Source organism: Vibrio hyugaensis (genome assembly GCF_002906655.1).
Classification (GTDB): Bacteria; Pseudomonadota; Gammaproteobacteria; order Enterobacterales; family Vibrionaceae; genus Vibrio; species Vibrio hyugaensis.
The window spans coordinates 2,340,981-2,367,767 of sequence record NZ_CP025794.1 but is presented as its reverse complement, the minus strand read 5'-3'; the positions used below and the strand labels follow the sequence as shown (position 1 = coordinate 2,367,767).

18 protein-coding genes, 5 tRNA genes, 3 rRNA genes, 1 pseudogene and 1 riboswitch are annotated in these 26,787 nt (G+C 45.9%); of the genes and pseudogenes, 6 read left to right on the top strand and 21 right to left on the bottom strand.

What is annotated here, in order from left to right; genetic code table 11:
- Positions 1-74 precede the first annotated feature (74 nt).
- From rpoB to C1S74_RS11640, 12 genes are all read right to left on the bottom strand, one after another.
- Positions 75-4,103, bottom strand: coding sequence for a DNA-directed RNA polymerase subunit beta (gene rpoB, locus C1S74_RS11700; RefSeq protein ID WP_009705466.1), 4,029 nt, complete (start codon positions 4,101-4,103; stop codon positions 75-77).
- 250 nt (positions 4,104-4,353) lie between these two features.
- A complete protein-coding gene (gene rplL, locus C1S74_RS11695) occupies positions 4,354-4,722 on the bottom strand; it encodes a 50S ribosomal protein L7/L12 (RefSeq protein ID WP_005440561.1) in 369 nt (122 codons plus the stop codon).
- Between the two features lie 57 nt (positions 4,723-4,779).
- On the bottom strand, positions 4,780-5,274 hold the full coding sequence (gene rplJ / locus C1S74_RS11690; RefSeq protein WP_005440560.1) for a 50S ribosomal protein L10: 495 nt from the start codon (positions 5,272-5,274) through the stop codon (positions 4,780-4,782).
- A gap of 291 nt (positions 5,275-5,565) precedes the next feature.
- Positions 5,566-6,267: a 50S ribosomal protein L1 gene (gene rplA / locus C1S74_RS11685; protein ID WP_038873427.1), complete on the bottom strand. Its 702-nt coding sequence runs from the start codon at positions 6,265-6,267 to the stop codon at positions 5,566-5,568.
- A 4-nt stretch (positions 6,268-6,271) separates the two neighbouring features.
- Positions 6,272-6,700 (bottom strand): 50S ribosomal protein L11, encoded by a 429-nt coding sequence (rplK, locus tag C1S74_RS11680; RefSeq protein ID WP_005440554.1) that lies wholly within the window; start codon positions 6,698-6,700, stop codon positions 6,272-6,274.
- Positions 6,701-6,844: 144 nt separating this feature from the next.
- The gene (gene nusG, locus C1S74_RS11675) at positions 6,845-7,393 is read right to left on the bottom strand and encodes a transcription termination/antitermination protein NusG (RefSeq protein WP_005440551.1); all 549 of its coding nucleotides are present in this window, start codon (positions 7,391-7,393) and stop codon (positions 6,845-6,847) included.
- Between the two features lie 13 nt (positions 7,394-7,406).
- On the bottom strand, positions 7,407-7,787 hold the full coding sequence (gene secE / locus C1S74_RS11670; RefSeq protein WP_005440549.1) for a preprotein translocase subunit SecE: 381 nt from the start codon (positions 7,785-7,787) through the stop codon (positions 7,407-7,409).
- Positions 7,788-8,053: 266 nt separating this feature from the next.
- Entirely contained in the window at positions 8,054-9,238 is a 1,185-nt protein-coding gene (gene tuf, locus C1S74_RS11660) for an elongation factor Tu (RefSeq protein ID WP_103415287.1), read from the bottom strand.
- A gap of 101 nt (positions 9,239-9,339) precedes the next feature.
- Positions 9,340-9,415 (bottom strand) — tRNA-Thr (locus tag C1S74_RS11655).
- Positions 9,416-9,428: 13 nt separating this feature from the next.
- Positions 9,429-9,503 (bottom strand) — tRNA-Gly (locus C1S74_RS11650).
- Positions 9,504-9,538: 35 nt separating this feature from the next.
- Positions 9,539-9,623, bottom strand: a tRNA-Tyr gene (locus C1S74_RS11645).
- Positions 9,624-9,675: 52 nt separating this feature from the next.
- Positions 9,676-9,751 (bottom strand) — tRNA-Thr (locus C1S74_RS11640).
- Positions 9,752-9,957: 206 nt separating this feature from the next.
- Between C1S74_RS11640 and coaA the strand changes: the two genes are divergently transcribed.
- Positions 9,958-10,881, top strand: a complete 924-nt coding sequence (gene coaA, locus C1S74_RS11630; RefSeq protein WP_038873865.1) for a type I pantothenate kinase — start codon at positions 9,958-9,960, stop codon at positions 10,879-10,881.
- Between the two features lie 16 nt (positions 10,882-10,897).
- Here the strand turns inward: coaA and birA are convergent, their stop codons facing one another.
- Together birA and murB are read right to left on the bottom strand one after the other, a co-directional pair.
- On the bottom strand, positions 10,898-11,863 hold the full coding sequence (gene birA / locus C1S74_RS11625) for a bifunctional biotin--[acetyl-CoA-carboxylase] ligase/biotin operon repressor BirA (RefSeq protein ID WP_045401112.1): 966 nt from the start codon (positions 11,861-11,863) through the stop codon (positions 10,898-10,900).
- Positions 11,860-12,903: a UDP-N-acetylmuramate dehydrogenase gene (gene murB, locus C1S74_RS11620; RefSeq protein WP_045401109.1), complete on the bottom strand. Its 1,044-nt coding sequence runs from the start codon at positions 12,901-12,903 to the stop codon at positions 11,860-11,862. The genes birA and murB overlap by 4 nt, the downstream gene beginning before the upstream one ends.
- Before the next feature lie 101 nt (positions 12,904-13,004).
- Here murB and C1S74_RS11615 point away from each other — a divergent pair, with 101 nt between their 5' ends.
- The 3 genes and pseudogenes from C1S74_RS11615 to C1S74_RS11605 form a co-directional block, all read left to right on the top strand.
- Entirely contained in the window at positions 13,005-13,436 is a 432-nt protein-coding gene (locus C1S74_RS11615; RefSeq protein WP_045401117.1) for a GNAT family N-acetyltransferase, read from the top strand.
- A gap of 71 nt (positions 13,437-13,507) precedes the next feature.
- A complete protein-coding gene (gene pssA, locus C1S74_RS11610) occupies positions 13,508-14,848 on the top strand; it encodes a CDP-diacylglycerol--serine O-phosphatidyltransferase (protein WP_045401106.1) in 1,341 nt (446 codons plus the stop codon).
- Between the two features lie 387 nt (positions 14,849-15,235).
- Positions 15,236-15,520 (top strand): annotated as a pseudogene (locus C1S74_RS11605) (transposase); the annotation flags it as partial.
- Between the two features lie 89 nt (positions 15,521-15,609).
- On the opposite strand, the gene C1S74_RS11600 reads toward C1S74_RS11605, so the two are convergent.
- From C1S74_RS11600 to C1S74_RS11585, 4 genes are all read right to left on the bottom strand, one after another.
- Positions 15,610-15,686: transfer RNA gene (locus C1S74_RS11600), tRNA-Asp, on the bottom strand.
- Positions 15,687-15,718: 32 nt separating this feature from the next.
- A 5S ribosomal RNA gene (gene rrf / locus C1S74_RS11595) occupies positions 15,719-15,835 on the bottom strand.
- A gap of 88 nt (positions 15,836-15,923) precedes the next feature.
- Positions 15,924-18,814 (bottom strand): 23S ribosomal RNA (locus C1S74_RS11590).
- Between the two features lie 305 nt (positions 18,815-19,119).
- Positions 19,120-20,672: ribosomal RNA gene (locus C1S74_RS11585) — 16S ribosomal RNA — on the bottom strand.
- Together the 16S, 23S and 5S rRNA genes with 1 tRNA gene alongside form the textbook arrangement of a ribosomal RNA operon.
- A 607-nt stretch (positions 20,673-21,279) precedes the next feature.
- Here C1S74_RS11585 and C1S74_RS11580 point away from each other — a divergent pair.
- Entirely contained in the window at positions 21,280-21,735 is a 456-nt protein-coding gene (locus tag C1S74_RS11580; RefSeq protein ID WP_038873069.1) for an RNA-binding protein, read from the top strand.
- On the opposite strand, the gene murI is transcribed toward C1S74_RS11580, so the two are convergent.
- From murI to C1S74_RS11565, 3 genes are all read right to left on the bottom strand, one after another.
- A complete protein-coding gene (murI, locus tag C1S74_RS11575) occupies positions 21,698-22,504 on the bottom strand; it encodes a glutamate racemase (protein ID WP_038882251.1) in 807 nt (268 codons plus the stop codon). The genes C1S74_RS11580 and murI overlap by 38 nt on opposite strands.
- A 40-nt stretch (positions 22,505-22,544) precedes the next feature.
- Positions 22,545-23,228: a Dph6-related ATP pyrophosphatase gene (locus C1S74_RS11570; RefSeq protein WP_045402111.1), complete on the bottom strand. Its 684-nt coding sequence runs from the start codon at positions 23,226-23,228 to the stop codon at positions 22,545-22,547.
- Between the two features lie 83 nt (positions 23,229-23,311).
- Complete coding sequence (locus C1S74_RS11565; RefSeq protein WP_045402109.1) at positions 23,312-25,186, bottom strand: TonB-dependent receptor domain-containing protein; 1,875 nt, start codon at positions 25,184-25,186, stop codon at positions 23,312-23,314.
- A gap of 58 nt (positions 25,187-25,244) precedes the next feature.
- Positions 25,245-25,445: riboswitch (cobalamin riboswitch) on the bottom strand.
- Positions 25,446-25,629: 184 nt separating this feature from the next.
- On the opposite strand from C1S74_RS11565, the gene trmA reads away from it, so the two are divergent.
- Complete coding sequence (trmA, locus tag C1S74_RS11560) at positions 25,630-26,739, top strand: tRNA (uridine(54)-C5)-methyltransferase TrmA (protein WP_045402106.1); 1,110 nt, start codon at positions 25,630-25,632, stop codon at positions 26,737-26,739.
- Positions 26,740-26,787: the final 48 nt, after the last annotated feature.

The window sequence follows — 26,787 nt, the reverse complement described above, 5'->3', positions numbered from 1 at the left end:
CACTCGCTAAAGTGAGCACCTTCTACCAAATAATCGCTTTTTGGTTCTCTCAACCTTGGTCAAGAGAAAAGAGATTACTCTTCGTCTTCTAGCTCGATGTTGATACCTAGCGAGCGAATCTCTTTCAACAGTACGTTGAACGATTCTGGCATACCAGGTTCCATGCTGTGGTTACCGTCTACGATGTTTTTGTACATCTTAGTACGGCCGTTAACGTCATCCGACTTAACCGTTAGCATTTCTTGTAGAGTGTAAGCAGCACCGTATGCTTCTAGTGCCCATACTTCCATCTCACCGAAACGCTGACCACCGAACTGAGCTTTACCACCAAGTGGCTGCTGAGTTACTAGGCTGTACGAACCAGTTGAACGAGCGTGCATCTTGTCATCAACAAGGTGGTTCAGTTTCAGCATGTACATGTAACCTACCGTTACAGGACGCTCAAACTGGTCACCCGTGCGACCATCAAACAGTTTTAGCTGACCGGATTCTGGTAGGTCTGCTAGTTTCAGTAGCGCTTTAATAGACGCTTCTGGTGCACCGTCAAATACTGGAGTCGCGATTGGTAGACCGCCACGTAGGTTCTTGATCAGAGTACGAACTTCGTCATCAGATAGAGAAGCAATGTCTACTTTCTGGCGAGTTTCGCCTAGGTCGTAAACTTTTTGTAGGAACTCGCGGAATTTCGCTAGTTCTTGCTGCTCTTTAACCATCTGGTTGATCTTGTCACCGATACCTTTCGCTGCCAGACCTAAGTGTACTTCTAGGATCTGACCGATGTTCATACGCGAAGGTACACCCAGTGGGTTAAGTACGATGTCTACAGGCTGACCTTTCTCATCGTATGGCATGTCTTCAACAGGGTTGATCTTAGAGATTACACCCTTGTTACCGTGACGACCCGCCATCTTATCACCAGGCTGGATACGACGTTTAACCGCTAGGTAAACCTTAACGATCTTCAGTACGCCAGGTGCTAGATCATCACCTTGAGTGATCTTGCGACGCTTAGTTTCGAATTTCTTATCGAAGTCAGCTTTTAGCTCGTCCCACTGCTCAGCAAGTTGCTCAAGCTGTGATTGTAGTGCATCGTCTTCTAGCGTTAGTTCTAGCCACTTCTTACGATCAGTTGTGTCTAGTTTCGCTTCAGAGTAACCACCATCGATCAGTACAGCTTTAACGCGGTTTAGAAGGCCACCCTCAAGAATCTGGAATTCTTCAGTTAGGTCTTTCTTCGCTTCTTTAAGCTGCATTTGTTCGATTTCAAGCGCACGCTTGTCTTTCTCTACGCCATCGCGAGTGAAGACTTGAACGTCGATAATCGTACCTGATACAGAGTTAGGTACACGTAGTGAAGTATCTTTAACGTCAGATGCTTTTTCACCGAAGATTGCACGTAGTAGCTTCTCTTCAGGCGTTAGCTGAGTTTCACCTTTAGGTGTTACTTTACCAACTAGGATGTCGCCACCCTTAACTTCAGCACCGATGTAAACGATACCTGACTCGTCTAGTTTAGACAGAGCAGATTCACCTACGTTTGGAATATCAGCTGTGATCTCTTCAGAACCAAGCTTAGTATCACGCGCCACACAAGTAAGTTCTTGGATGTGGATAGTCGTGAAACGGTCTTCTTGAACTACGCGCTCAGATACTAAGATCGAGTCTTCGAAGTTGTAACCGTTCCAAGGCATGAACGCGATACGCATGTTTTGACCAAGCGCTAGTTCACCAAGGTCTGTTGAAGGACCATCAGCAAGAACGTCACCGCGTGATACAGGTTCACCTGGCATCACACATGGGCGCTGGTTAATACATGTGTTCTGGTTAGAACGTGTGTATTTAGTCAGGTTGTAGATGTCGATACCAGCTTCGCCTGGTACTAGCTCTTCTTCGTTCACTTTAACAACGATACGAGAAGCATCTACTGACTGGATTACACCACCACGTTTAGCAACTGCAGTTACACCTGAGTCAACTGCTACGTTACGTTCAATACCAGTACCAACAAGCGGTTTGTCAGCTTTCAGTGTTGGAACTGCCTGACGTTGCATGTTCGCACCCATCAATGCACGGTTCGCATCATCGTGTTCTAGGAACGGGATAAGCGATGCAGCGATAGATACAACCTGGTTTGTCGCAACGTCCATGTACTGAGCGTGCTCACGAGGGTGTAGACCAGATTCACCTTTTTGACGAGCTGTGATCAGCTCATCTGCAAAACCGCCTTCTTCAGTTAGCGCAGCGTTAGCCTGTGCGATAACGAATTGGCCTTCTTCGATTGCAGATAGGTAATCTACTTCGTCTGTAACAACGCCATCTACAACGCGACGGTATGGTGTCTCTAGGAAACCGTACTCGTTACAACGCGCAAACGCAGATAGAGAGTTGATCAGACCGATGTTTGGACCTTCCGGCGTTTCGATAGGACATAGACGACCGTAGTGAGTTACGTGTACGTCACGTACTTCGAAGCCAGCACGCTCACGAGTTAGACCGCCAGGACCCAATGCAGAAATACGACGCTTGTGCGTTACTTCTGATAGCGGGTTGTTTTGGTCCATGAACTGTGAAAGCTGTGAAGAGCCAAAGAATTCTTTAACAGCTGCAGAGATTGGTTTCGCGTTGATCAGGTCTTGAGGCATGATTGCGTCAAGATCGCCTAGGCTTAGACGCTCTTTAACTGCACGCTCAACACGTACTAGACCTACACGGAACTGGTTCTCAGCCATTTCGCCTACAGAACGGATACGACGGTTGCCAAGGTGGTCGATATCGTCCACTTCACCTTTACCGTTACGGATCGCGATAAGCTTCTTCATCACTTCAACGATGTCTAGCTCGTCAAGTGTGCCTTGCTCTTGAGCATCTTCACGGCCGATAGAGCTGTTGAACTTCATACGACCAACAGTCGATAGATCGTAACGCTCTTCAGAGAAGAATAGGCTTTCGAATAGTGCTTCTGCAGCTTCTTTTGTTGGTGGCTCACCAGGGCGCATCATGCGGTAGATTTCTACCAGTGCAGAAATACGATCAACAGTGCTGTCGATACGTAGTGTTTCTGACATGAATGGACCGTGGTCTAGATCGTTGGTGAACAACGTTTCTAGTGATTTGTGGCCAGCCTGAGATAGGTTCGCTAGTGCTTCCAGGCTAATTTCCTGGTTAGCGTTAACAATGATCTCGCCTGTTGCTTCGTTGATGTAATCTTTCGATGCAACTTTACCAACGATGTACTCAACTGGTACTTCGATGTGATCAACGCCATCTTTTTCTAGTTGGCGGATATGACGAGCTGTTACGCGACGACCTTGCTCAACGTAAGTTTTACCGTTCGCTTCGATGTCGAATGACGCAGTTTCACCACGTAGACGATCAGGAACCAACTCCATTAGTAGAGTTTGGTCTTTCACTTCGAAGTTCACTTTTTCGAAGAAGATATCTAGGATTTCTTCTGACGTTTTACCAAGTGCACGAAGGATGATCGAAGCTGGTAGCTTACGACGACGGTCAATACGTACGTATAAGTTATCCTTAGGATCGAACTCAAAGTCTAACCATGAGCCACGGTAAGGAATTACACGTGCGTTATATAGAACTTTACCTGAAGAGTGGGTCTTACCCTTATCGCTGTCGAAGAACACGCCTGGGCTTCGGTGCAGCTGGGATACGATAACCCTCTCGGTACCGTTAATTACGAAGGTACCATTGTCTGTCATAAGCGGAATTTCGCCCATGTAGACTTCTTGTTCTTTAATGTCTTTTACAGTACCTGCTGGTGCGTCTTTATCAAAGATTACTAGACGTAGTTTTACGCGTAGTGGCTTTGAGTAAGTTACACCGCGGATTTGACATTCTTTAACGTCAAAAACTGGCTCACCAAGACGGTAGCTAACGTATTGCAGCTCAGAATTGCCGTTGTAGCTCTGAATTGGAAATACAGAACGGAAAGCAGCTTCAAGACCGTATTGACCTTCAGGATCCTGTTCGATGAATTTGTCGAACGAATCGAGCTGGATCGATAGCAGGTATGGAATGTCCAAAACTTGTGGACGAGTACCAAAGTCCTTACGGATGCGCTTTTTCTCGGTATAAGAGTAAACCATGGGGTTCCTCAGCTCGCTGATAAGTGACCCAAACCGTCCGCCCGCACCTAGTTACTTAAGGGGGGTAAGGGACAGTGACTAAATAGCTGTTTACTGTAGTGACATTTCATTGCGTAGGAATGAAATGTTTTTTGCATAGACATGAGACGCTTAAACAGCGGGAAAATTCGCTCATGCCCTACAGCGCAAAAAGGCCGGTGGTTAAAAAACCACCAGCCATTAGCCGTTAGGCTATGAAATTAAGTAATAATTACTTAACTTCAACAGAAGCGCCTGCTTCTTCTAGCTGAGCTTTAAGAGCTTCAGCTTCAGCTTTCTCAACGCCTTCTTTTAGAGGTGCTGGAGCGCCGTCTACAAGAGCTTTAGCTTCTTTAAGACCTAGGCCAGTTGCGCCACGTACTGCTTTGATAACAGCAACTTTGTTGCCGCCAGCTGCAGTTAGGATTACGTCAAATTCAGTTTGCTCAGCTGCAGCTTCGCCGCCTGCTGCGCCACCTGCAACTACTGCAGCAGCAGCAGTTACACCGAATTTTTCTTCCATAGCTTCGATTAGTTCAACAACTTGCATTACAGACATTTCTGCAACTGCGTCTAGGATTTGCTCGTTAGTAATAGACATAACAATTCTCTTTTAAGTCAACAATAAGTTTATTTTGCAACCAGTAAAAAGCAAGGCTTAAGCCGCTGCTTCTTCTTTTTGATCGCGGATAGCAGCGATAGTACGTACCAGCTTGCCAGCAGAAGCTTCTTTCATGCACATCATTAGGCGTGCGATTGCTTCGTCGTAAGTTGGTAGTGTTGCTAGTACTTCAGCGTCAGTTAAAGCGCCTTCAAATGCAGCAGCTTTGATCTCGAAGTCTTTGTTCTCTTTAGCGAAGTCTTTGAAAAGACGCGCTGCAGCACCTGGGTGCTCATTAGAGAATGCGATTAGCGTAGGACCAGTGAAAGTGTCAGTTAGACACTCGTACTCAGTACCTTCTACCGCACGACGAGCAAGAGTGTTACGAACAACTCTCATGTAAACGCCAGCTTCGCGAGCTTGTTTACGTAGAGAAGTCATCGCGCCAACTTGAACGCCACGAGAATCAGCTACAACTGCAGAAAGTGCACCACTGGCAGCTTCGTTGACTTCAGCAACAATTGCTTTTTTGTCTTGAAGGTTTAAAGCCATCTTGGATTTACTCCTGGTTGTCGTTACACCACTCACTATCATCACGACAGTGAGAGCTATTTAGGTGCTTCCCAGAAGAAAGTTAACTATTTACATAGAGCTTTCTGTCAGTTCGGGCACCATCTACGTAGGATAATTAAGCTTGTTTTGACACAAACACCTACGGTCTTGGACGGAGACTGGGTCTTAATTCATTTCGAACTAGGAGACAGTTCAAAGAACCAAAGTTCAGCCCCAACCACAAATATTAGGCGCAAAATTATACACAAATTTTGCGCCTAAGCAAATAAATTATGCTTGAGTGTTCAGGCTAGCCTGATCAACTGCAACACCAGCACCCATCGTAGTAGAGATGCTTACTTTCTTCAGGAAAGTACCTTTCGCTGAAGATGGCTTAGCTTTCTTCAGAGCAACTAGAAGTGACTCTAGGTTCTCTTTGATCTGCTCAGCAGAGAAGTTTGCTTTACCGATAGTAGTGTGGATGATGCCGTTTTTGTCGTTACGGTAACGAACCTGACCAGCTTTAGCGTTTTTAACTGCTTCAGCAACGTTAGGAGTTACAGTACCAACTTTAGGGTTTGGCATAAGACCGCGAGGACCTAGGATAGTACCTAGTTGACCTACAACGCGCATTGCATCTGGAGAAGCAACAACTACGTCAAAGTTCATTTCGCCTTTCTTCACTAGCTCAGCTAGATCTTCCATACCTACGATGTCTGCGCCAGCTTCTTTAGCTGCTTCAGCGTTTGCACCTTGAGTGAACACTGCTACGCGGATGTCGCGGCCAGTACCGTGAGGTAGTACAGTTGCACCACGTACGTTCTGGTCAGATTTACGAGCATCGATGCCTAGGTTAACAGCAACGTCTACAGACTCAACGAATTTAGCAGTAGCTAGTTCTTGAAGAAGAGCAACAGCTTCGTTGATTTCGTATTCTTTAGTTACGTCAACTTTTTCGCGGATTACGCGCATGCGCTTAGTTAGTTTTGCCATCTTATTAACCCTCTACCACTAGGCCCATTGAACGAGCAGTACCAGCGATAGAACGCTTCATCGCTTCGATGTCAGCACCAGTCATATCAGCAGCTTTAGTTTCTGCGATTTCTTGGATTTGAGCGTCAGTTACAGTGCCCACTTTTTCAGTGTTTGGACGACCAGAACCAGACTTAACGCCAGCAGCTTTCTTAAGAAGAACAGCAGCAGGTGGAGTCTTAGTTACGAACGTGAAAGAACGGTCGCTGTATACTGTGATAACTACTGGAGTTGGTAGACCTTTCTCAATAGATTCTGTTTTTGCGTTGAACGCTTTACAGAATTCCATGATGTTCACACCGTGTTGACCTAGAGCAGGACCAACTGGTGGACTTGGGTTCGCAGCGCCAGCAGCAACTTGTAGCTTGATGTAAGCTTCAACTTTCTTAGCCATGATATTTCCTAAAGTTTGGGTTCTAACGCTAGTCTGCTGACCAGCTCCCCGTTTACGTAAAAACTCTTTACTTCATGAGAAGTAAAAAGGCGCGAAATTATAGTCATAATTCGCGCCTTAGACAACCCTTAAAAAGGTGTTTTTTTAATCAAGTTTTTCAACTTGACCAAATTCAAGCTCAACTGGTGTTGCACGACCAAAGATCGATACAGACACTTTCAGGCGGCTCTTCTCGTAATCTACTTCTTCAACAGTACCATTGAAGTCAGCAAATGGACCTTCGTTAACACGTACCACTTCACCCGCTTCGTACATTGTACGAGGACGAGGAGACTCACTCGCTTTCTCAAGACGGTTAAGAATCGCGTCAGCTTCTTTATCTGTGATAGGTGCTGGACGGTCTGAGGTACCACCAATGAAGCCCATGACACGCGGCACACTGCGTACTAGGTGCCATGATTCATCGTTCATAATCATCTGAACAAGGACGTAGCCTGGGAAAAACTTACGTTCAGATTTACGACGCTGACCCGCGCGCATTTCCACTACTTCTTCAGTAGGAACTAGTACTTCACCGAATAGCTCTTCCATAGCGTGCATTTTGATATGCTCACGTAGAGATTGAGCTACACGACCTTCAAATCCAGAGAAGGCTTGAACTACATACCAGCGTTTTTTTGGAGCTTCACTCATGAATCACTACCCTCTATACCCCAGTTGCTAGAGCAACTAAACGAACCATGATGCCGTCAATTCCCCATAGCACTAGAGCCATTACAATACTTACAGCTAAAACAATCAGTGTTGTTTGCATGGTTTCTTGGCGTGTAGGCCAAACAACCTTACGAACTTCCATACGAGATTCTTTTGCAAAACTGATCGCTGCTTTACCTTTAGTCGTTGTCGCTGCAACGCCTAGGGCAGCTGCAATAAGAACAACAACGCCTGCAGCACGAACAACTACAGACATCTCACCATACAGGTAATTACCCACAACAGCGGCCGCTGCTAATACGAAAGCGGCAATCCACTTAAACGTATCTGCTGCGTTTGAGCTATCAGGAGTTTCAGCATTATTTGCTTTCATAAACCAACCTGTCACAAGTCTTAATATAGACGACAATAACCCCGCTGTTGCAGGGCAAACTCCATATCGCTGAAAAAATCAGCGCTACTCTCTTAAGATTAAGCTTCTCTGCCTAATCTTGCTCTACTCTCAACCAAATTCTGAACAAGAAAACAGCTAAAATAATGTTGAGCGCAGAAAAAGGGCATCAAATGATGCCCTTTTTGATACTGGTTCGTCAAATCTAATTCAAGATTTTCCGAAGACATTCGTTAATTCGTTAAGAATTAGTCGAAGATCTTAGCAACAACACCAGCACCTACAGTACGGCCACCTTCACGGATAGCGAAACGTAGGCCTTCATCCATAGCGATAGGAGCGATTAGCTCAACTTGCATTTGGATGTTGTCGCCAGGCATTACCATTTCTACGCCTTCTGGTAGAGAGATATCACCAGTTACGTCAGTTGTACGGAAGTAGAACTGTGGACGGTAGCCTTTGAAGAACGGAGTATGACGGCCGCCTTCGTCTTTAGAAAGTACGTATACTTCTGACTCGAACTTAGTGTGTGGAGTGATTGAACCAGGCTTAGCTAGTACTTGACCACGTTCAACTTCGTCACGCTTAGTACCACGTAGAAGTGCACCAACGTTCTCACCAGCACGACCTTCGTCTAGAAGCTTACGGAACATTTCAACACCAGTACATGTAGTAGTAGTAGTGTCTTTGATACCTACGATAGCAACTTCGTCACCTACGTTTAGGATACCACGTTCGATACGGCCAGTTACTACTGTACCACGACCTTGGATTGAGAATACGTCTTCGATAGGCATTAGGAATGGCATATCTACTGCACGCTCTGGCTCAGGGATGTATGAATCTAGCGCTTCAGCTAGTTCTACAATCTTAGCTTCCCATTGCTCGTCGCCGTTTAGAGCGCCTAGAGCAGAACCTTGGATAACTGGTAGGTCATCACCTGGGAAATCGTACTCAGATAGAAGCTCACGAACTTCCATTTCTACTAGTTCTAGTAGCTCTTCATCGTCAACCATGTCACATTTGTTCATGAATACGATGATGTAAGGGATACCAACCTGACGGCCTAGTAGGATGTGCTCACGAGTTTGTGGCATTGGACCATCTGTAGCAGCAACTACAAGAATACCGCCGTCCATCTGTGCAGCACCAGTGATCATGTTTTTAACGTAATCCGCGTGTCCTGGACAGTCAACGTGCGCGTAGTGGCGAGTTGGAGTGTCGTACTCTACGTGAGAAGTAGCGATTGTGATACCGCGCTCACGCTCTTCTGGAGCGTTATCGATAGATGCGAAGTCACGAGCAGCACCGCCGTATACTTTAGCAAGTGTTGTACAGATAGCAGCTGTAAGAGTTGTTTTACCGTGGTCAACGTGGCCGATAGTACCAACGTTTACGTGCGGTTTTACACGTTCAAATTTTTCTTTAGACATGAGTAGTCCCTCTAGGTACGGATTTAGGTGGCCCGAATTGACCACGCAACCAAAAAAGATAATTGGTAAATCTTATATCAAAAGGAAATAACTTTGAGAGCTGGTGCTGATAGGCAGACTCGAACTGCCGACCTCATCCTTACCAAGGATGCGCTCTACCACCTGAGCTATATCAGCACTCAAATTAGAGTGGAGCGGGCAGCGGGAATCGAACCCGCATCATCAGCTTGGAAGGCTGAGGTAATAGCCATTATACGATGCCCGCAACACGTAACTCTGAGAGCTATTTCCTAAAGAATATGGTGGAGGGGGACGGATTCGAACCATCGAAGGCAGTGCCGGCAGATTTACAGTCTGCTCCCTTTGGCCACTCGGGAACCCCTCCAAAATTTCATGCCATTCTTACTACAATTGCTTCTTAAAGAAGCAGGAAAGAATGGTGCCGACTACCGGAATCGAACTGGTGACCTACTGATTACAAGTCAGTTGCTCTACCTACTGAGCTAAGTCGGCATAAGTGGTGCGCATTCTATTGAATGATTTTCTAGGTTGCAATAGGTATTTTAAAAAAAATCGTAAAATTTAGCTTTTTAGATTCAATTGCTGCAAATTCATACAAACCTCACTTTTTAAAGCAAACTTTCGAGCTTTGTCGTTTGCTTTAAACGATGCTTGTTGTATGTTCTTGCTCTCTATTAAACCAAGGATCAAAGAGACTCATGAGTCCATTTTTGTCATTTGACCGTGCTGAATGGGCAGAACTACGAAATTCTGTCCCGATGACACTCTCTGAAGACGACTTAACCGCGCTTCAAGGCATTAATGAAAACCTCACTGTAGAGGAAGCGGTAGAGATTTACCTTCCTTTGTCTCGTCTATTGAACTTATATGTTCAAGCTCGTCAGAGTCGCAACTCAGTATTACAGCAATTTCTCAATACAGAAGAGCATGCTCCTCCATTTGTCATCGGTATTGCTGGTAGCGTTGCGGTAGGGAAAAGTACGACTGCGAGGCTGCTGAAGGCCCTTCTATCTCGCTGGGAGAATCATCCAAAAGTCGCGTTAGTGACAACCGACGGTTTCTTATATCCAAAGAAAGAACTGGAAGATAAGGGCATCATGCATCGCAAAGGCTTTCCAGAGTCGTACGACATAAAGCGTTTAGTTGAGTTTGTTTCCGATGTGAAAGCAGGTAAACCTGACCTTACAGTGCCAGTCTATTCCCACATTACCTACGACATTACCGAAGAGCTTAAAACCGTTGAGCAGCCAGATATATTGATCATTGAAGGTTTAAATGTTTTGCAAAGCGGTATGGATTACCCACACGATCCACATCGAGTGTTTGTGTCGGATTTTCTAGACTTCTCTATTTACGTTGATGCTGAAACAGAGACCGTCGAGCAATGGTACGTAGAACGATTTTTGAAATTCCGTCGAGGAGCATTCACCAAACCTGGCTCCTATTTTAGCCACTATACCCAACTCTCAGTAGAAGAAGCTAGGAACAAGGCGAAGCAGATTTGGCATGATATTAATGGACTCAATTTGGAACAGAACATTCTTCCTACTCGAGAAAGGGCCCACTTAATACTGCATAAAGGGCCAAGCCATTTGGTTGATAAAGTATCGTTGAGAAAGTAGTGCTGACTCGTTAATGTTAATCGGTTTTTCTTAAGGAGATCTCGCCGCCAATGTAGGTCTCCAAACCATTGTTGGTTTCTAGAACTACCCCACCTTGTTGATCGATACCTTTTACAATGCCATGAATCTCTCTTGGCCCCATAAGTAGCTTAACCGGACGGTCTATAAAATTATCTAAACGATTCCAACGATCAACAAACCCCGCCAGACCAGTCATTTCATATTCTTCTAGTGCGGTCTTCCAGTGTTCGATAAGGTTGAGTGCCAGAACGGTGCGGTCGATTGTTAAACCATCACTGACTTGATTCAACGTTGTCCAAGGCTGATCAATCTCAGGCTGTATGTCCGGCATCCCAATGTTCAACCCCATCCCAATAACAAGATGAGCGGCACCACCGGCTTGGCCTGACATTTCTACTAAAATACCTGCAAGTTTTTTATCTTGGAAATAGAGGTCATTGGGCCACTTCAACTTCACACCTTGAACGCCCATACTTTCGAGCGCTTCTACTGCCGCAATACCAACAACAAGGCTTAATCCCATTGCTGCAGCCATACCTGCGTCTAGTCGCCAGTACATAGACAAGTAGAGATTTGTCCCAAAAGGTGAAATCCACTGACGGCCACGACGTCCTCTGCCTTTAGCTTGGTATTCCGCTAAACAAACTCTTCCTTTGTCTGACTCATTCACCCTTTCCAGCAAATACTGGTTGGTTGAATCGATAACAGAGATCAGCTCGATTTGACTATCAAGTTTCGCTTTGAGTGTATCTCCGTCTAATAGTTGTAGGGGGTGCGCCAGTTGATAACCTCGGCCTTGGATACGATAGATATCCACACCCCACTCATTTAACCCTTTAATGTGCTTTGCGATTGCTGCTCGAGAGATGCCAAGGCTCTCTCCAAGTGCTTCACCTGAATGGAAGTCGCCGTCGCTTAACGCTTTGAGGATATGGAGCTTTGCGGTATGTTCTTTTCTCATCGAGCGGTCTCTATCTCAGAAAGGGTTGTCTCGGCATGACCATTCATAAAACGCACTTCATGCTCAAGCTCTATTTGATACTTATCCCAAACCGTTTTCTTTACAAGAGAAGCCAAAGTCACCACATCTTCCGCGGTACAGTTATCCACATTGGTAAGAACTAAAGCTTGTAATGGGTTCACTTGGGCGCCGTTAACCGAGGCTCCTTTTAGCCCACACTGATCAATCAGCCAACCAGCTGCCACTTTCATCCCACCTTTTGCAGGATAGGCGACCATGGTGTCATGCTGTTGAATGAGTTGATCATAATGATCTTGACTGATCACTGGATTTTTAAAGAAACTCCCTGCATTACCCACTTTGGTTGGATCAGGTAACTTCTCCATGCGCACTTGGCAAACTCGCTCAAATATTGCGTTAGGGCTAAGTTCTTTTTCAGGAATAGACTGTAGAGGGCCATATTGATTGACGGGTTGCCACGTTTTGGGCAGTTTAAGGCCAAGCGCAGTGATAAAACACTTCTCATACAGAGAATGCTTGAATATCGAATCACGATAACCAAACAGACATTCTTCTGCACTCATACGTGTAGTTTCAAAAGTCTCGAGGTCAAGAACATCGACATAATCACAGATGTTATTGAGTTCGACTCCATACGCTCCGATGTTCTGAATCGGTGCAGAACCCGCACAGCCGGGAATAAGAGCTAAGTTTTCAAGGCCACCAATATCTTGTTTTACACACCATTCCACTAATGCGGGCCAATCTTCACCACCATCAATATGCAGCTTGTAATACTCATCCGTTTCACTCACTTGTTTACCAAGTAACCGGTTGATAATCACAAGCCCTTCATAATGCTGAGTAAAGAGCATGTTACTCCCTTTACCTAAAAACAGTTTTGGTAATTCTTTAAAGGTGTCGTCCTTGAACAACTGTATGACATCTTCTACAGATTCAACAATTGCCAAATAGTCGCAAGTTTGCTCGATACCAAATGTATGAAAAGCCTTAAGGCTCGCGTGTTTCTTAATTTCCATAGTGGATTTGCAACGCCAGATGAGATTCTCTTAAACTATGGACATTCTACATTAGTTATCTTTTAGCCGCAGTGACAATACCAGACTCATTAATCATAGAAGTGTTAAATCCGATCAAACTTCCTCTCATTAAGAGGTTGTATAAAGCGCATTATCCGGCAGGCCGAGCTAAACGGGATGAGTTAATCATTACCGCCAGCGTGAATAATGGCATTGTTGCGCTATTACGAATGAAAACCATCGAAAAATCACGACTGCTTACTGGGATGCTAGTCGTGCCAGAATTTCGTGGGACTGGCGTCGGCAATGCACTGCTTACTTATTGCGAAAACACAGTTTTCGCCAGTGGTGATTATTGCTTCGCTTTTAAACATTTAGAGAATTATTACGCTCAGCATGGGTTTGAAACCATTGATAGCTCTGAATTGCCAAACTCGTTAAAAACTGCTTATTTACGGTACGTAGACAGTGGTAAAGATCTCATTCCAATGCAATTCACCATTTCTGACGTTCTAAACGACGTGGTTTTGTAGCCAGAGAATTCATATCTTTGGTAAAATACCAGGTTCGCAATATTGCACTTAATTAAGGTACTCACACCGGTATGATAGTAAGTAGGAACCCATTCGAACAGTTGCCAAGTCTCGCAGTCAAGCCTGAAGACTTTGAAGTTCTGCACGCAGCAGAAACTTTCAGAACTCGTCTTCTTGATGCGATCAGCAAAGCAACGTCGCGAATTTACCTAGTCGCTCTATATCTGGAAGATGATGAAGCTGGACGTGAAATTTTCACAGCGCTTTATGAGGCGAAACAGCGCAACCCTGGATTGGACATCAATATCTGTGTAGATTGGCACCGAGCTCAACGTGGTCTCATTGGTGCAGAGTCATCAGAGGGCAATTCCGCGCTATACAAAGCATTCGCTAAAAAATACCAACATTCGATTCCGGTATACGGCATTCCTGTACGAGGAAGAGAGGTCTTCGGCGTACTGCACTTAAAAGGTTTTATTGTTGACGATACCGTTATTTATAGCGGCGCTAGCTTAAACAACGTCTATCTTCAATACAATGGTCGTTATCGTTTCGACCGTTACCATGTGATTCAACATAAAGCACTTGCTGACTCCATGGTCGGTTTCATCCAGAGTGAGATGATAGCTCACCCAGCAGTGAACGACCTTGCTGGTAAGGACAAACCAGAAACTAAAAAAATCAAAGCCGCGATTCGTCAACTGCGTTCTTCTCTCGCTCGTGCTGATTATGAGTTTTCGCCAGAGAGTGCAACAGAAGAAGAGGTAAAAGTGACTCCTCTTGTTGGCTTGGGTAAGCGACGTAATCAGCTCAACATGAAAATCGTTAAGTTACTCGCTGCCGCTCAAAACGAAATCTTCATCTGTACACCTTACTTCAACTTTCCTAAAGCGATTCATCGTGAGGTAAAACGTGCAATGAAACGCGGGGTGAAAGTAACGATTGTTGTTGGTGATAAAACAGCAAATGACTTCTATATTGCTCCGGAAGAAGAATTTAAAACTATTGGTGGTTTGCCATATCTTTACGAATTGAACCTTCGCCGTTTTGCAAAAGCCAACGAAGCGAACATTGCAGCTCGTAAGCTTTCTATCCACTTATGGAAGCACGACAACAATAGCTTCCATCTAAAAGGTATCTGGGTAGATAAACGCTACATGCTCATGACAGGTAATAACCTGAACCCACGCGCATGGTCACTAGACTTAGAAAATGGACTATTGGTGCAAGATAACTACGCTAAGATGACGTATAAGTTTGAGCAAGAAGTAGCAAACATTCTCGAGCATACTCAACTTATCTGTACTTACCGACAGTTAGAAAAGGTAGAAGATTACCCAGAAAGCGTTCAGAAGCTTGTTCGTAAGATCACTCGCATCAAAGCTGACGGCGTACTTAAGCGTATCCTTTAGAAACTAATAAAACCAAATAAAGATTCAAAGCCCAGTATGAAAGTACTGGGCTTTTTTGTAGGTTGCAGATCATGGTTCGCCCAACGAACTAAATAGCCAAGTATTCGGATAGCAGACGCTTATTCTTCCCGAAGAAGAAAGAACCGAGTCTAAATGTAGGATAGAGCATCAAGTGAGTTAACGATCCAGCATCCGACACACTGATACTAATACGGTGGAATTGGGTATTTTCTAAAATCCAAAAGCAAACAACCCTCAGGCTCTCAACTGAAGCTTAGTATATAAAAGAGGTGGGCTGGGCCGGCACTCCGGAGATTCGATAATACCAATCTAAGTAAGAATATGATCTAATTAGCTTTATAACTTCTTGTTCGAGAATACTAGGATGGCCGTCATGCTGTCGTGATCATGGATGGGGCTGGATGGCATACAGATGACATTGCCGAGCAATTTAACAATGTGAGTATCATCAAGCTCCCACCCTATTCACCAGAGTTGAACCCAATAGAACAAGTATGGAGTTGGCTACGACAACACTATTTAGCGAACCAGATCTTTACGAACTACAACGATATTGTAGACAAGGTGTGCAGCGCATGGGATCGATTCTTGGAAAGTACTGATAGGGTGACAGATATGTGCAGAAGAGAATGGATTAACCTGACCAGTTAATTTTCCAGATTGGTATAAAACAGGTAGGAGATTTATGGCTCTAGAAACGACGAAAGCCTTGCTATTTCTAGCAAGGCTTTCTAAATAAGTGGCGGAGCGGACGGGACTCGAACCCGCGACCCCCGGCGTGACAGGCCGGTATTCTAACCAACTGAACTACCGCTCCGCACTGGTTAGACATTTAAGTCTAAATTTAAAGCCTGGCGATGTCCTACTCTCACATGGGGAAACCCCACACTACCATCGGCGCTAATTCGTTTCACTTCTGAGTTCGGAATGGAAGTCAGGTGGGTCCAAATCGCTATGGTCGCCAAGCAAATTCTTTAATTCGGAAAGCTGTTTCTAAGTTCTTACACATTCAATCGTTCTTGCATTGAGTCCATCAAAACCCCTTGGGTGTTGTATGGTTAAGCCTCACGGGCAATTAGTACAGGTTAGCTCAACGCCTCACAACGCTTACACACCCTGCCTATCAACGTTCTAGTCTCGAACAACCCTTTAGGATACTTAAAGTATCAGGGAAGACTCATCTCAGGGCTCGCTTCCCGCTTAGATGCTTTCAGCGGTTATCGATTCCGAACTTAGCTACCGGGCAATGCGTCTGGCGACACAACCCGAACACCAGAGGTTCGTCCACTCCGGTCCTCTCGTACTAGGAGCAGCCCCCTTCAATCTTCCAACGCCCACGGCAGATAGGGACCGAACTGTCTCACGACGTTCTAAACCCAGCTCGCGTACCACTTTAAATGGCGAACAGCCATACCCTTGGGACCGACTTCAGCCCCAGGATGTGATGAGCCGACATCGAGGTGCCAAACACCGCCGTCGATATGAACTCTTGGGCGGTATCAGCCTGTTATCCCCGGAGTACCTTTTATCCGTTGAGCGATGGCCCTTCCATACAGAACCACCGGATCACTATGACCTGCTTTCGCACCTGCTCGAATTGTCATTCTCGCAGTCAAGCGGGCTTATGCCATTGCACTAACCTCACGATGTCCAACCGTGATTAGCCCACCTTCGTGCTCCTCCGTTACTCTTTGGGAGGAGACCGCCCCAGTCAAACTACCCACCAGGCACTGTCCGCAACCCCGATTAGGGGTCGACGTTAGAACATCAACACTACAAGGGTGGTATTTCAAGGACGGCTCCACACAATCTAGCGACTGTGCTTCAAAGCCTCCCACCTATCCTACACATGTAGGGTCAATGTTCAGTGCCAAGCTGTAGTAAAGGTTCACGGGGTCTTTCCGTCTAGCCGCGGGTACACTGCATCTTCACAGCGATTTCAATTTCACTGAGTCTCGGGTGGAGACAGCGTGGCCATCATTACGCCATTCGTGCAGGTCGGAACTTACCCGACAAGGAATTTCGCTACCTTAGGACCGTTATAGTTACGGCCGCCGTTTACCGGGGCTTCGATCAAGAGCTTCGACCGAAGTCTAACCCCATCAATTAACCTTCCGGCACCGGGCAGGCGTCACACCGTATACGTCATCTTACGATTTTGCACAGTGCTGTGTTTTTAATAAACAGTTGCAGCCACCTGGTATCTGCGACTCTCGTCAGCTCCATCCGCAAGGGACTTCACCATCAAGAGCGTACCTTCTCCCGAAGTTACGGTACCATTTTGCCTAGTTCCTTCACCCGAGTTCTCTCAAGCGCCTTGGTATTCTCTACCCGACCACCTGTGTCGGTTTGGGGTACGATTCCTTACAATCTGAAGCTTAGAGGCTTTTCCTGGAAGCATGGCATCAATGACTTCACTACCGTAGTAGCTCGACGTCGTGTCTCAGCCTTAAAAAGAGCCGGATTTACCTAACTCTTCAGCCTACGCACTTGAACCTGGACAACCGTCGCCAGGCCCACCTAGCCTTCTCCGTCCCCCCATCGCAATTGTAAGAAGTACGGGAATATTAACCCGTTTCCCATCGACTACGCCTTTCGGCCTCGCCTTAGGGGTCGACTTACCCTGCCCCGATTAACGTTGGACAGGAACCCTTGGTCTTCCGGCGAGGAGGTTTTTCACCCCCTTTATCGTTACTCATGTCAGCATTCGCACTTCTGATACCTCCAGCATGCTTTACAACACACCTTCAACGGCTTACAGAACGCTCCCCTACCCAATGAAGTAAACTTCATTGCCGCAGCTTCGGTTTATTACTTAGCCCCGTTACATCTTCCGCGCAGGCCGACTCGACCAGTGAGCTATTACGCTTTCTTTAAATGATGGCTGCTTCTAAGCCAACATCCTGGCTGTCTGAGCCTTCCCACATCGTTTCCCACTTAGTAATAATTTGGGACCTTAGCTGGCGGTCTGGGTTGTTTCCCTCTCCACGACGGACGTTAGCACCCGCCGTGTGTCTCCCGGATAGTACTTACTGGTATTCGGAGTTTGCAAAGGGTTGGTAAGTCGGGATGACCCCCTAGCCTTAACAGTGCTCTACCCCCAGTAGTATTCGTCCGAGGCGCTACCTAAATAGCTTTCGGGGAGAACCAGCTATCTCCAGGTTTGATTGGCCTTTCACCCCTAGCCACAAGTCATCCGCTAATTTTTCAACATTAGTCGGTTCGGTCCTCCAATTGATGTTACTCAATCTTCAACCTGCCCATGGCTAGATCACCTGGTTTCGGGTCTATATCCAGCGACTAAGTCGCGCAGTTAACACTCGCTTTCGCTACGGCTCCCCTAGATGGTTAACCTTGCCACTGAATATAAGTCGCTGACCCATTATACAAAAGGTACGCAGTCACACCACGAAGGTGCTCCTACTGCTTGTACGTACACGGTTTCAGGTTCTATTTCACTCCCCTCACAGGGGTTCTTTTCGCCTTTCCCTCACGGTACTGGTTCACTATCGGTCAGTCAGTAGTATTTAGCCTTGGAGGATGGTCCCCCCATATTCAGACAGGATATCACGTGTCCCGCCCTACTCGATTTCACTGAATGTGCGTTGTCAACTACGGGGCTATCACCCTTTATTGCCGGACTTTCCAGACCGTTCGTCTAACGCATATAAAGCTTAAGGGCTAGTCCAATTTCGCTCGCCGCTACTTTCGGAATCTCGGTTGATTTCTTTTCCTCGGGGTACTTAGATGTTTCAGTTCCCCCGGTTCGCCTCGCTGCGCTATGTATTCACGCAGCGATACTAGCTTATGCTAGTGGGTTTCCCCATTCGGAAATCCCAGACTCAAGTGGTTTTTACTACCTAATCTGGGCTTATCGCAAGTTAATACGTCCTTCATCGCCTCTGACTGCCAAGGCATCCACCGTGTACGCTTAGTCACTTAACCATACAACCCGAAGGAGTTTCGAGTTGATGTTCAAATCACCAAAGTTGTCTCTCATTATTTGAATGAGCGAGAGACATATCGATTTTGCCGGACTCAATTTCGAATAATCACTTAAAAGTGATATTCCCAAGAACACTTGAATGTGTTTTTTGGTGTTTGTCATAAAGACAAACATTGAGAACTTTACAAGTAATCTTAAAGATTACTTTGTCAGCTTTCCAAATTGTTAAAGAGCTATGTTAGCTACAAGCTTGCGCTTGTGAACTATCAATCTGTGTGGACACTCATCGTGAGTAATCATCGTATAAGGAGGTGATCCAGCGCCAGGTTCCCCTAGCGCTACCTTGTTACGACTTCACCCCAGTCATGAACCACAAAGTGGTAAGCGTCCTCCCGAAGGTTAAACTACCTACTTCTTTTGCAGCCCACTCCCATGGTGTGACGGGCGGTGTGTACAAGGCCCGGGAACGTATTCACCGTGGCATTCTGATCCACGATTACTAGCGATTCCGACTTCATGGAGTCGAGTTGCAGACTCCAATCCGGACTACGACGCACTTTTTGGGATTCGCTCACTATCGCTAGCTTGCTGCCCTCTGTATGCGCCATTGTAGCACGTGTGTAGCCCTACTCGTAAGGGCCATGATGACTTGACGTCGTCCCCACCTTCCTCCGGTTTATCACCGGCAGTCTCCCTGGAGTTCCCGACATTACTCGCTGGCAAACAAGGATAAGGGTTGCGCTCGTTGCGGGACTTAACCCAACATTTCACAACACGAGCTGACGACAGCCATGCAGCACCTGTCTCAGAGTTCCCGAAGGCACCAATCCATCTCTGGAAAGTTCTCTGGATGTCAAGAGTAGGTAAGGTTCTTCGCGTTGCATCGAATTAAACCACATGCTCCACCGCTTGTGCGGGCCCCCGTCAATTCATTTGAGTTTTAATCTTGCGACCGTACTCCCCAGGCGGTCTACTTAACGCGTTAGCTCCGAAAGCCACGGCTCAAGGCCACAACCTCCAAGTAGACATCGTTTACGGCGTGGACTACCAGGGTATCTAATCCTGTTTGCTCCCCACGCTTTCGCATCTGAGTGTCAGTATCTGTCCAGGGGGCCGCCTTCGCCACCGGTATTCCTTCAGATCTCTACGCATTTCACCGCTACACCTGAAATTCTACCCCCCTCTACAGTACTCTAGTCTGCCAGTTTCAAATGCTATTCCGAGGTTGAGCCCCGGGCTTTCACATCTGACTTAACAAACCACCTGCATGCGCTTTACGCCCAGTAATTCCGATTAACGCTCGCACCCTCCGTATTACCGCGGCTGCTGGCACGGAGTTAGCCGGTGCTTCTTCTGTCGCTAACGTCAAATAATGCAGCTATTAACTACACTACCTTCCTCACGACTGAAAGTGCTTTACAACCCGAAGGCCTTCTTCACACACGCGGCATGGCTGCATCAGGCTTGCGCCCATTGTGCAATATTCCCCACTGCTGCCTCCCGTAGGAGTCTGGACCGTGTCTCAGTTCCAGTGTGGCTGATCATCCTCTCAGACCAGCTAGGGATCGTCGCCTTGGTGAGCCATTACCTCACCAACTAGCTAATCCCACCTAGGCATATCCTGACGCGAGAGGCCCTAAGGTCCCCCTCTTTGGCCCGTAGGCATCATGCGGTATTAGCCATCGTTTCCAATGGTTATCCCCCACATCAGGGCAATTTCCTAGGCATTACTCACCCGTCCGCCGCTCGACGCCGTTATCGTTCCCCGAAGGTTCAGATAACTCGTTTCCGCTCGACTTGCATGTGTTAGGCCTGCCGCCAGCGTTCAATCTGAGCCATGATCAAACTCTTCAATTTAAGATTTTGTTCGGCTCAACGAATACTGACTTCAAAACTCATCCTTACTCGAAAGTAAGAAGTAATTTTAAAGCTATTATCATTCCAACAGAATGATAATGAATTGACTGTGCCAAGTCCGAAGACTTGATTGGTCACTCAGTTCATTGAAACCTAATTTGAAACCGAAGTTTCTAATTGGATTATCATCAACGAGTGCCCACACAGATTGATAGGTTCTTATTTTTAAAGAGCTTTTCTAACATTTTCAGCAACTTAGTTGCTCGTCGTTAGGGGTGCGTATCTTACTTCACACCGTGAGAGAGTCAAGCATTTTTTTTCAAATTCTTTTTTCTCTCTTCCCGACTCGCTGTGTGACTTTCGTCTCACTCCGTGTCGGTGGATGCGCAGTATAGGGAATTCAGAAATGAGCGCAACCCCTTTTTTGAAAAAAACAATTCAAGCGCTCACTTATCCATCAAATGCGTTATATCTGCATATTTCTTCGTCACATTTGAGACATATCACAGCAATTGGTTGGAAAAACACCAACCATATACGTAAGATCCATGTGTCTACTTTGTTAATAGACAGACAATTTCTTTATCATCTATATGTAGTAATCAAAATGACGTCTAAAAAAAATCTGACCTTGTGTGCTGGGTTAGCGGTTATCGGGGGAGTTATCTTCTCTCAATTACCGGTTCCACCAGCCTTGAGCTTTGTTATTGGTGTTGTCGCTACTGCTTTTCTGTTTTCACTTTCTAGCAAGACACCTGTTATTCAACCTTCTGATTCCGATCCTTCGACCAAAACACTGTATGTCGGCAACTTGCCTTATAAAGCAAATGAGAGTCACGTTCGTGATTTGTTTGCGGAGTATGGGCAGGTTTATGCGGTGCGTTTAATGAAAGACAAACGCACCGGTAAAAGAAGAGGGTTTGGTTTTGTCGTGATGGCCGCGGCTGATGCCAAACCGGCGATCGCGAAACTCAATGAAAAGGAATATATGGAGCGAACTCTGAAAGTTCGAATTGCTAACGACCCTAAACATCCGGATGGCGGTAAACTTGAACAGGATTAAAACCTAGTTCTGCCAGACAGATATTCAGTGCATCTTCTTGCCAAGGAGGTGCACTGGCATAAATTTTCTTGCTCCCTTCCTCTTTACTCTCTTGCTTCATATCACTCATGAGTAACGCTTTTACTCGACGAGCAATCGCTTCACCAGAATCAACTAGCGTGACTTCTCCACCTAACGCTTGATTGATTTCATCTTTAATCAAAGGAAAGTGAGTACAGCCAAGTACTGCAACATCCACTTTATTGCGGAGCGGTAGAAGAATGCTTTCGAGTTCTACTAAAGAGATACTTTCCCCGCGCAGCTTTTCTTCCGCCATATCCACTAAGCGAGTAGAGCCTAGCAATTCAACAGGTTTTCCTTGAGCAAAATCGCGAATCAGTTCATGAGTATACTGACGAGTGACGGTCGCTGGCGTAGCAATGAGTCCGACACCTAGAGAGGCAAGTAAAGAAGCAGGCTTTATTGCTGGGACCACTCCAACCACTGGAATGGATAGATTAGCGCGCAAGGAAGGCAGCACAATGGTACTTGCCGTATTGCACGCAATAACCACGATATCGGCTTGATGCTCTTCCACCAATGCCGCTACTAACTGATTGACACGAGTGATCAGTACATCTTGATCGAGCTCGCCATATGGATAAGCTTCGTTGTCGAATAGATACAAGTAATCCATGTGTGGAAGAAGTCGGTGGATTTCTTGAAAGACCGATAGCCCTCCAACACCGGAGTCAAACACTAGGACTTTTTTCTTACTTGATGCTCGCACGAGTCTTACCTGCAAATTAGAGACTCGGCGATCATACTGGTTAGATTTGTTTTGGCAATGCTTTGGCTTGGTATCTTTGATGGCTGAATCGCTCCCCTATTTCCACTTCAAGCTTAGTCAATTCTATATGTCCTTGAAATGATGGAGTTGATGTCACCAATGTATGGAATTCGCCATTTTCTCCGCAGGGATCAATATGACCGGGTAATGACTCAATCAGCGCTTTGTCATACCAACGTCCACACCACTCCGACGGCAATACTTCTCCATCGGTGGTGATTAGCATAGTTTGAATACCACGCTCGACAATTTCAAATGCCAATGCCTTGCTCTCTTCCCCCAGTAATGGGAATACACATTCCCAACCGGCAGGCTCAATATAGCTACGTCGATAATCAGCTATACCATTGCAGAACATATCACCAAACGCGACAGCTTCTACATTCAGCCCACTATTTTCCAATGCATGAACGATGGTCGATTGATAAATGTCGTTACTCGGGAAGACTTCAGGCAGCTCGATAGTAATGAGCGAAAGACCAAGTAAGTCCGCCTGCATTTGCACAACCTCAAGTGGCGTTGCTTGGAAAGGTACTTCTTTATCAACATAAGTGGTGTACAAGCCAACCACCTGATAATGCGGACTTTCGTTTAGACGCTCTAACGTTAACGTAGAGTCTTTACCACTCGACCAGCTGATCACAACACGTTTTGCCTTTGTCATTTACTTGCCTCGTTACCGATTTACACCAGCTTCTTTGTTCACAATAAGAAAGACCGCCGATGTGGCGGTCTTATTAGACTCGATTAGAAGCGGTAGTCCGCCGAGACAAAGTACTGACGCCCTGGCGTCGCGTAACCTGAGTACATCTCGTAATCTTTATCGAAGGCATTACTTAGCTTCGCATTAACATCCCAGTTTTGGTTCACCGCGTAAGAAGCGGTGAAGTTCCATAGGCTGTAACTCGATAATCTTGTACTGCCATTAAAACGTTCACCTTGGTAAAGATACTGCGAGCCCAATGTCCATTGGTCAAACGTCGCGTAAGCATTCCACTTGGCACCACGTTTAGCGCGGTATGCCAGTTGAGTATCTTCTGCACCAGATTTATCGACTGGGTCTTTGTAATCTAAGTAAAACTCATGAGAAACGATATCTGTATCGAATTTCACCTCTAGTTCTACACCTTTGATTTCTGCTTCGCCGACATTTTGCATGCCCGCACCTTCCCAAATTAGCATGTTCTCAATTTGGTTGTAGTAACCCGTTACCGTCCAATCAAGGATCGATACAGCACCCGATAGTGACAGCTCGGTATTTTCTGATTCTTCAGGTTTTAGATTTGGCATTTCGTAGCCTGGATAATACAAATCAACAAAGCTCGGAGCTCGGAAGGCTGTACCGTGGCTTAGCGTTAATTCATAACCTTGGTAAAACTTCCAACCCGCAGCAGTTTGCCAAGTGGTGTTGTTACCAAATTGGTTGTTTTCATCGTTACGTACGCTCGCTTCTAATGTCCATACGTCATAAGCATATTGAGCAATTGCGCTAGCACCAAAGTTGGTTCTTGGGTTCTTTTCTGGGTCGTAATCTTTAGCAGGTCCCCAATCACTTGGGGCAATATAACCCTTGGCTAGCTTCTCAGTGCGGTAATCCAAACCTCCGCCCACGCTTAATGCTTCGCTAATGCTGTACGAGTTCAACCAAATAGCATTGAACTGCTCAATAGCGACGTGATCGCCTGTCGATTTACTTTGACCTGATTTGTGGTCGTAGTTGTCTTGTTGACCATAAGCCAGTTTCAATTCAGATGAGTACACGTCTTTGTTGTATTCCAATGATAGGTCTGCACCAACATACTCAACTTCACCGGTTTTCTTCTCGTGTTTATCAACGGTGCCCCAAGCTGGGTTTCCATAACTACTGTTGTCGTAGTCATACTCATTATTGTAAGCACTCAGACCAACGTAGCCAGATAAGTTATCAGAGAAGTTTTGTTGGTAACCCAATTTAAGGTTGAGCGTTTCAAAGCCGTGCTCATCACCGTCATTCACTCCTGGTAACGGTTTCACATTGAAACCATCGGTTTTCTCGTAACCTAACACGCCCTTAAAGTGTTTACCTTCACCGACTGGCTTAGAGACAACAAACGTTCCTTTCTTATGATTGTCCGAACCATAACCAGCGGACACACGACTTGCATCACTATCAATGTTCGCACGAGTAATAATGTTGATGACGCCAGAAATCGCTTCTGAACCGTAAATAGAAGCACGCGCACCACGAATGTAGTCGATACGTTCTATAGAGTTGATTGGAAATTGATTAAAATCGACGCCGCCCATTATCGCGCGAGGCATGCGCACACCATCGACTAAAACAAGAACTTGGGATGAACTACCACCTCGCACATAAATAGAGGCAGATTGACCACGTCCACCGTACTGAGCAACTTCAACACTCGGTAGTGTACGGAACACATCAAACAGACTATTCGCTTGCAGGCGCTCAATATCTTCTTTGGTTACCGTAACGGTTTGTGCGAGAACCGCACCATCAATTTGCTGGAATCGGTTTGCGGTAACCACAACCGTTTCGTCTGCAGAGGCTTCTTGAGCCTGTAAATAAAAGGTAGGTGAAAGCAGCGATGCACACGTGATCGCAAGAAACGTTTTTCTCATTGTATTGTCCTAATTCGCGTAATTCCTACCGAGCCCTACTCATCTTGAGTAGTCCAGTGCTGTGGCTCAGTTGCTGGCAGGTATTCGGACTCAAGAGCATGGCAGTACCACCTAATTGCTCGACTTCCCACATAAACTAATGCAGTGTCTTGATGAGCGTTCGTTCTCTTTTACCGCTGCGCGTCAGTTCTGGATTCTCACCAGATTCCCATTTCAGCCATCTAGATTGCTAGATAGCACCAGCTTGGGGCAAATACTATTAAGCTATTGATTATTTGTCCAGCCAATATTAGCCCTAACAATTGTAACGTTTTGGTTCATTTGCGTATCAACTGACACAGAACACACTATCTTTAAACCAAATAGAGTACAAAACTGGACATACTGTTGAGATTGAATAAAATCTGCGCTCTAAAATTGAATGCACCATAAAAGGTAAGATCATGGCTACTCTTGATGTAAATCCACAACGCTACCAAGAACAACTGGCTGAAAAAGTCGAACGTCTCACGGATATGTTCGCGCCATACAACGTGCCAGAGCTGGAAGTGTTTGAATCACCAGAGCAGCATTACCGTATGCGTGCTGAATTTCGTGTTTGGCATGAAGGTGAAGACCTGTACTACATCATGTTCGATCAGGAAACTCGTGAGAAATATCGAGTAGACCAATTCCCAGCAGCTAGCCGTCTGATCAACGACCTAATGCCACTCTTAGTGGATGCGATGAAAGACAATGAATCCTTGCGTCGCAAGCTGTTCCAAGTGGATTTTCTATCGACCTTAAGTGGCGAGATTCTGGTTTCACTGCTTTACCATCGCCAACTTGATGAAGAGTGGATTGAAAACGCAAAAGCACTTAAGCAACGTTTAAATGATGAAGGCTTCAACCTAAACATCATTGGTCGTGCTCGTAAGATGAAGATTGTCTTAGACCGCGACTACGTGATCGAAAAGCTGGACGTAAACGGTCAAAGCTACATTTACCAGCAGGTTGAAAATAGCTTCACACAGCCAAACGGCAAAGTAGCAGAGAAGATGCTGGAATGGGCGGTCGACTGCACTCAAGAAAGCACTGGCGACTTACTAGAGCTTTACTGTGGTAACGGTAACTTCTCTCTGGCGCTGGCACAAAACTTCGATCGCGTTCTTGCAACTGAATTGGCGAAGCCATCTGTGGTTTCTGCGCAATACAACATCGCAGCAAATGAGATTGATAACGTACAAATCCTACGTCTATCAGCAGAAGAATTTACTCAAGCAATCGAAGGTAAACGTGAATTCCGCCGCCTACAAGATGCAGGAGTGGATCTGAAGAGCTACAACTGCAACACGATTTTTGTCGATCCACCACGCTCAGGTATGGATGTCGATACTTGTAAGATGGTGCAAGGTTACGAACGCATCATGTACATCTCTTGTAATCCTGAGACTCTGAAAGAGAATTTGGACATTCTATGTGAAACGCACAACGTGACGCGTTTTGCTCTGTTTGACCAGTTCCCTTACACACACCATATGGAAGCGGGCGTTTTACTAGAACGTAAAGCGTAATCCACCAGCGTCAAATACAAAAAAAGCGAGCTCATTGGCTCGCTTTTT

What these genes read in the sequence shown, in the direction of transcription:
- rpoB (WP_009705466.1), bottom strand. Translation starts at nt 4,103, where the DNA reads ATGGTTTACTCTTATACCGAGAAAAAGCGCATCCGTAAGGACTTTGGT.
- rplL (WP_005440561.1), bottom strand. Translation starts at nt 4,722, where the DNA reads ATGTCTATTACTAACGAGCAAATCCTAGACGCAGTTGCAGAAATGTCT.
- rplJ (WP_005440560.1), bottom strand. Translation starts at nt 5,274, where the DNA reads ATGGCTTTAAACCTTCAAGACAAAAAAGCAATTGTTGCTGAAGTCAAC.
- rplA (WP_038873427.1), bottom strand. Translation starts at nt 6,267, where the DNA reads ATGGCAAAACTAACTAAGCGCATGCGCGTAATCCGCGAAAAAGTTGAC.
- rplK (WP_005440554.1), bottom strand. Translation starts at nt 6,700, where the DNA reads ATGGCTAAGAAAGTTGAAGCTTACATCAAGCTACAAGTTGCTGCTGGC.
- nusG (WP_005440551.1), bottom strand. Translation starts at nt 7,393, where the DNA reads ATGAGTGAAGCTCCAAAAAAACGCTGGTATGTAGTTCAAGCCTTCTCT.
- secE (WP_005440549.1), bottom strand. Translation starts at nt 7,787, where the DNA reads ATGAAAGCAAATAATGCTGAAACTCCTGATAGCTCAAACGCAGCAGAT.
- tuf (WP_103415287.1), bottom strand. Translation starts at nt 9,238, where the DNA reads ATGTCTAAAGAAAAATTTGAACGTGTAAAACCGCACGTAAACGTTGGT.
- coaA (WP_038873865.1), top strand. Translation starts at nt 9,958, where the DNA reads ATGAGTCCATTTTTGTCATTTGACCGTGCTGAATGGGCAGAACTACGA.
- birA (WP_045401112.1), bottom strand. Translation starts at nt 11,863, where the DNA reads ATGAGAAAAGAACATACCGCAAAGCTCCATATCCTCAAAGCGTTAAGC.
- murB (WP_045401109.1), bottom strand. Translation starts at nt 12,903, where the DNA reads ATGGAAATTAAGAAACACGCGAGCCTTAAGGCTTTTCATACATTTGGT.
- pssA (WP_045401106.1), top strand. Translation starts at nt 13,508, where the DNA reads ATGATAGTAAGTAGGAACCCATTCGAACAGTTGCCAAGTCTCGCAGTC.
- C1S74_RS11580 (WP_038873069.1), top strand. Translation starts at nt 21,280, where the DNA reads ATGACGTCTAAAAAAAATCTGACCTTGTGTGCTGGGTTAGCGGTTATC.
- C1S74_RS11570 (WP_045402111.1), bottom strand. Translation starts at nt 23,228, where the DNA reads ATGACAAAGGCAAAACGTGTTGTGATCAGCTGGTCGAGTGGTAAAGAC.
- C1S74_RS11565 (WP_045402109.1), bottom strand. Translation starts at nt 25,186, where the DNA reads ATGAGAAAAACGTTTCTTGCGATCACGTGTGCATCGCTGCTTTCACCT.
- trmA (WP_045402106.1), top strand. Translation starts at nt 25,630, where the DNA reads ATGGCTACTCTTGATGTAAATCCACAACGCTACCAAGAACAACTGGCT.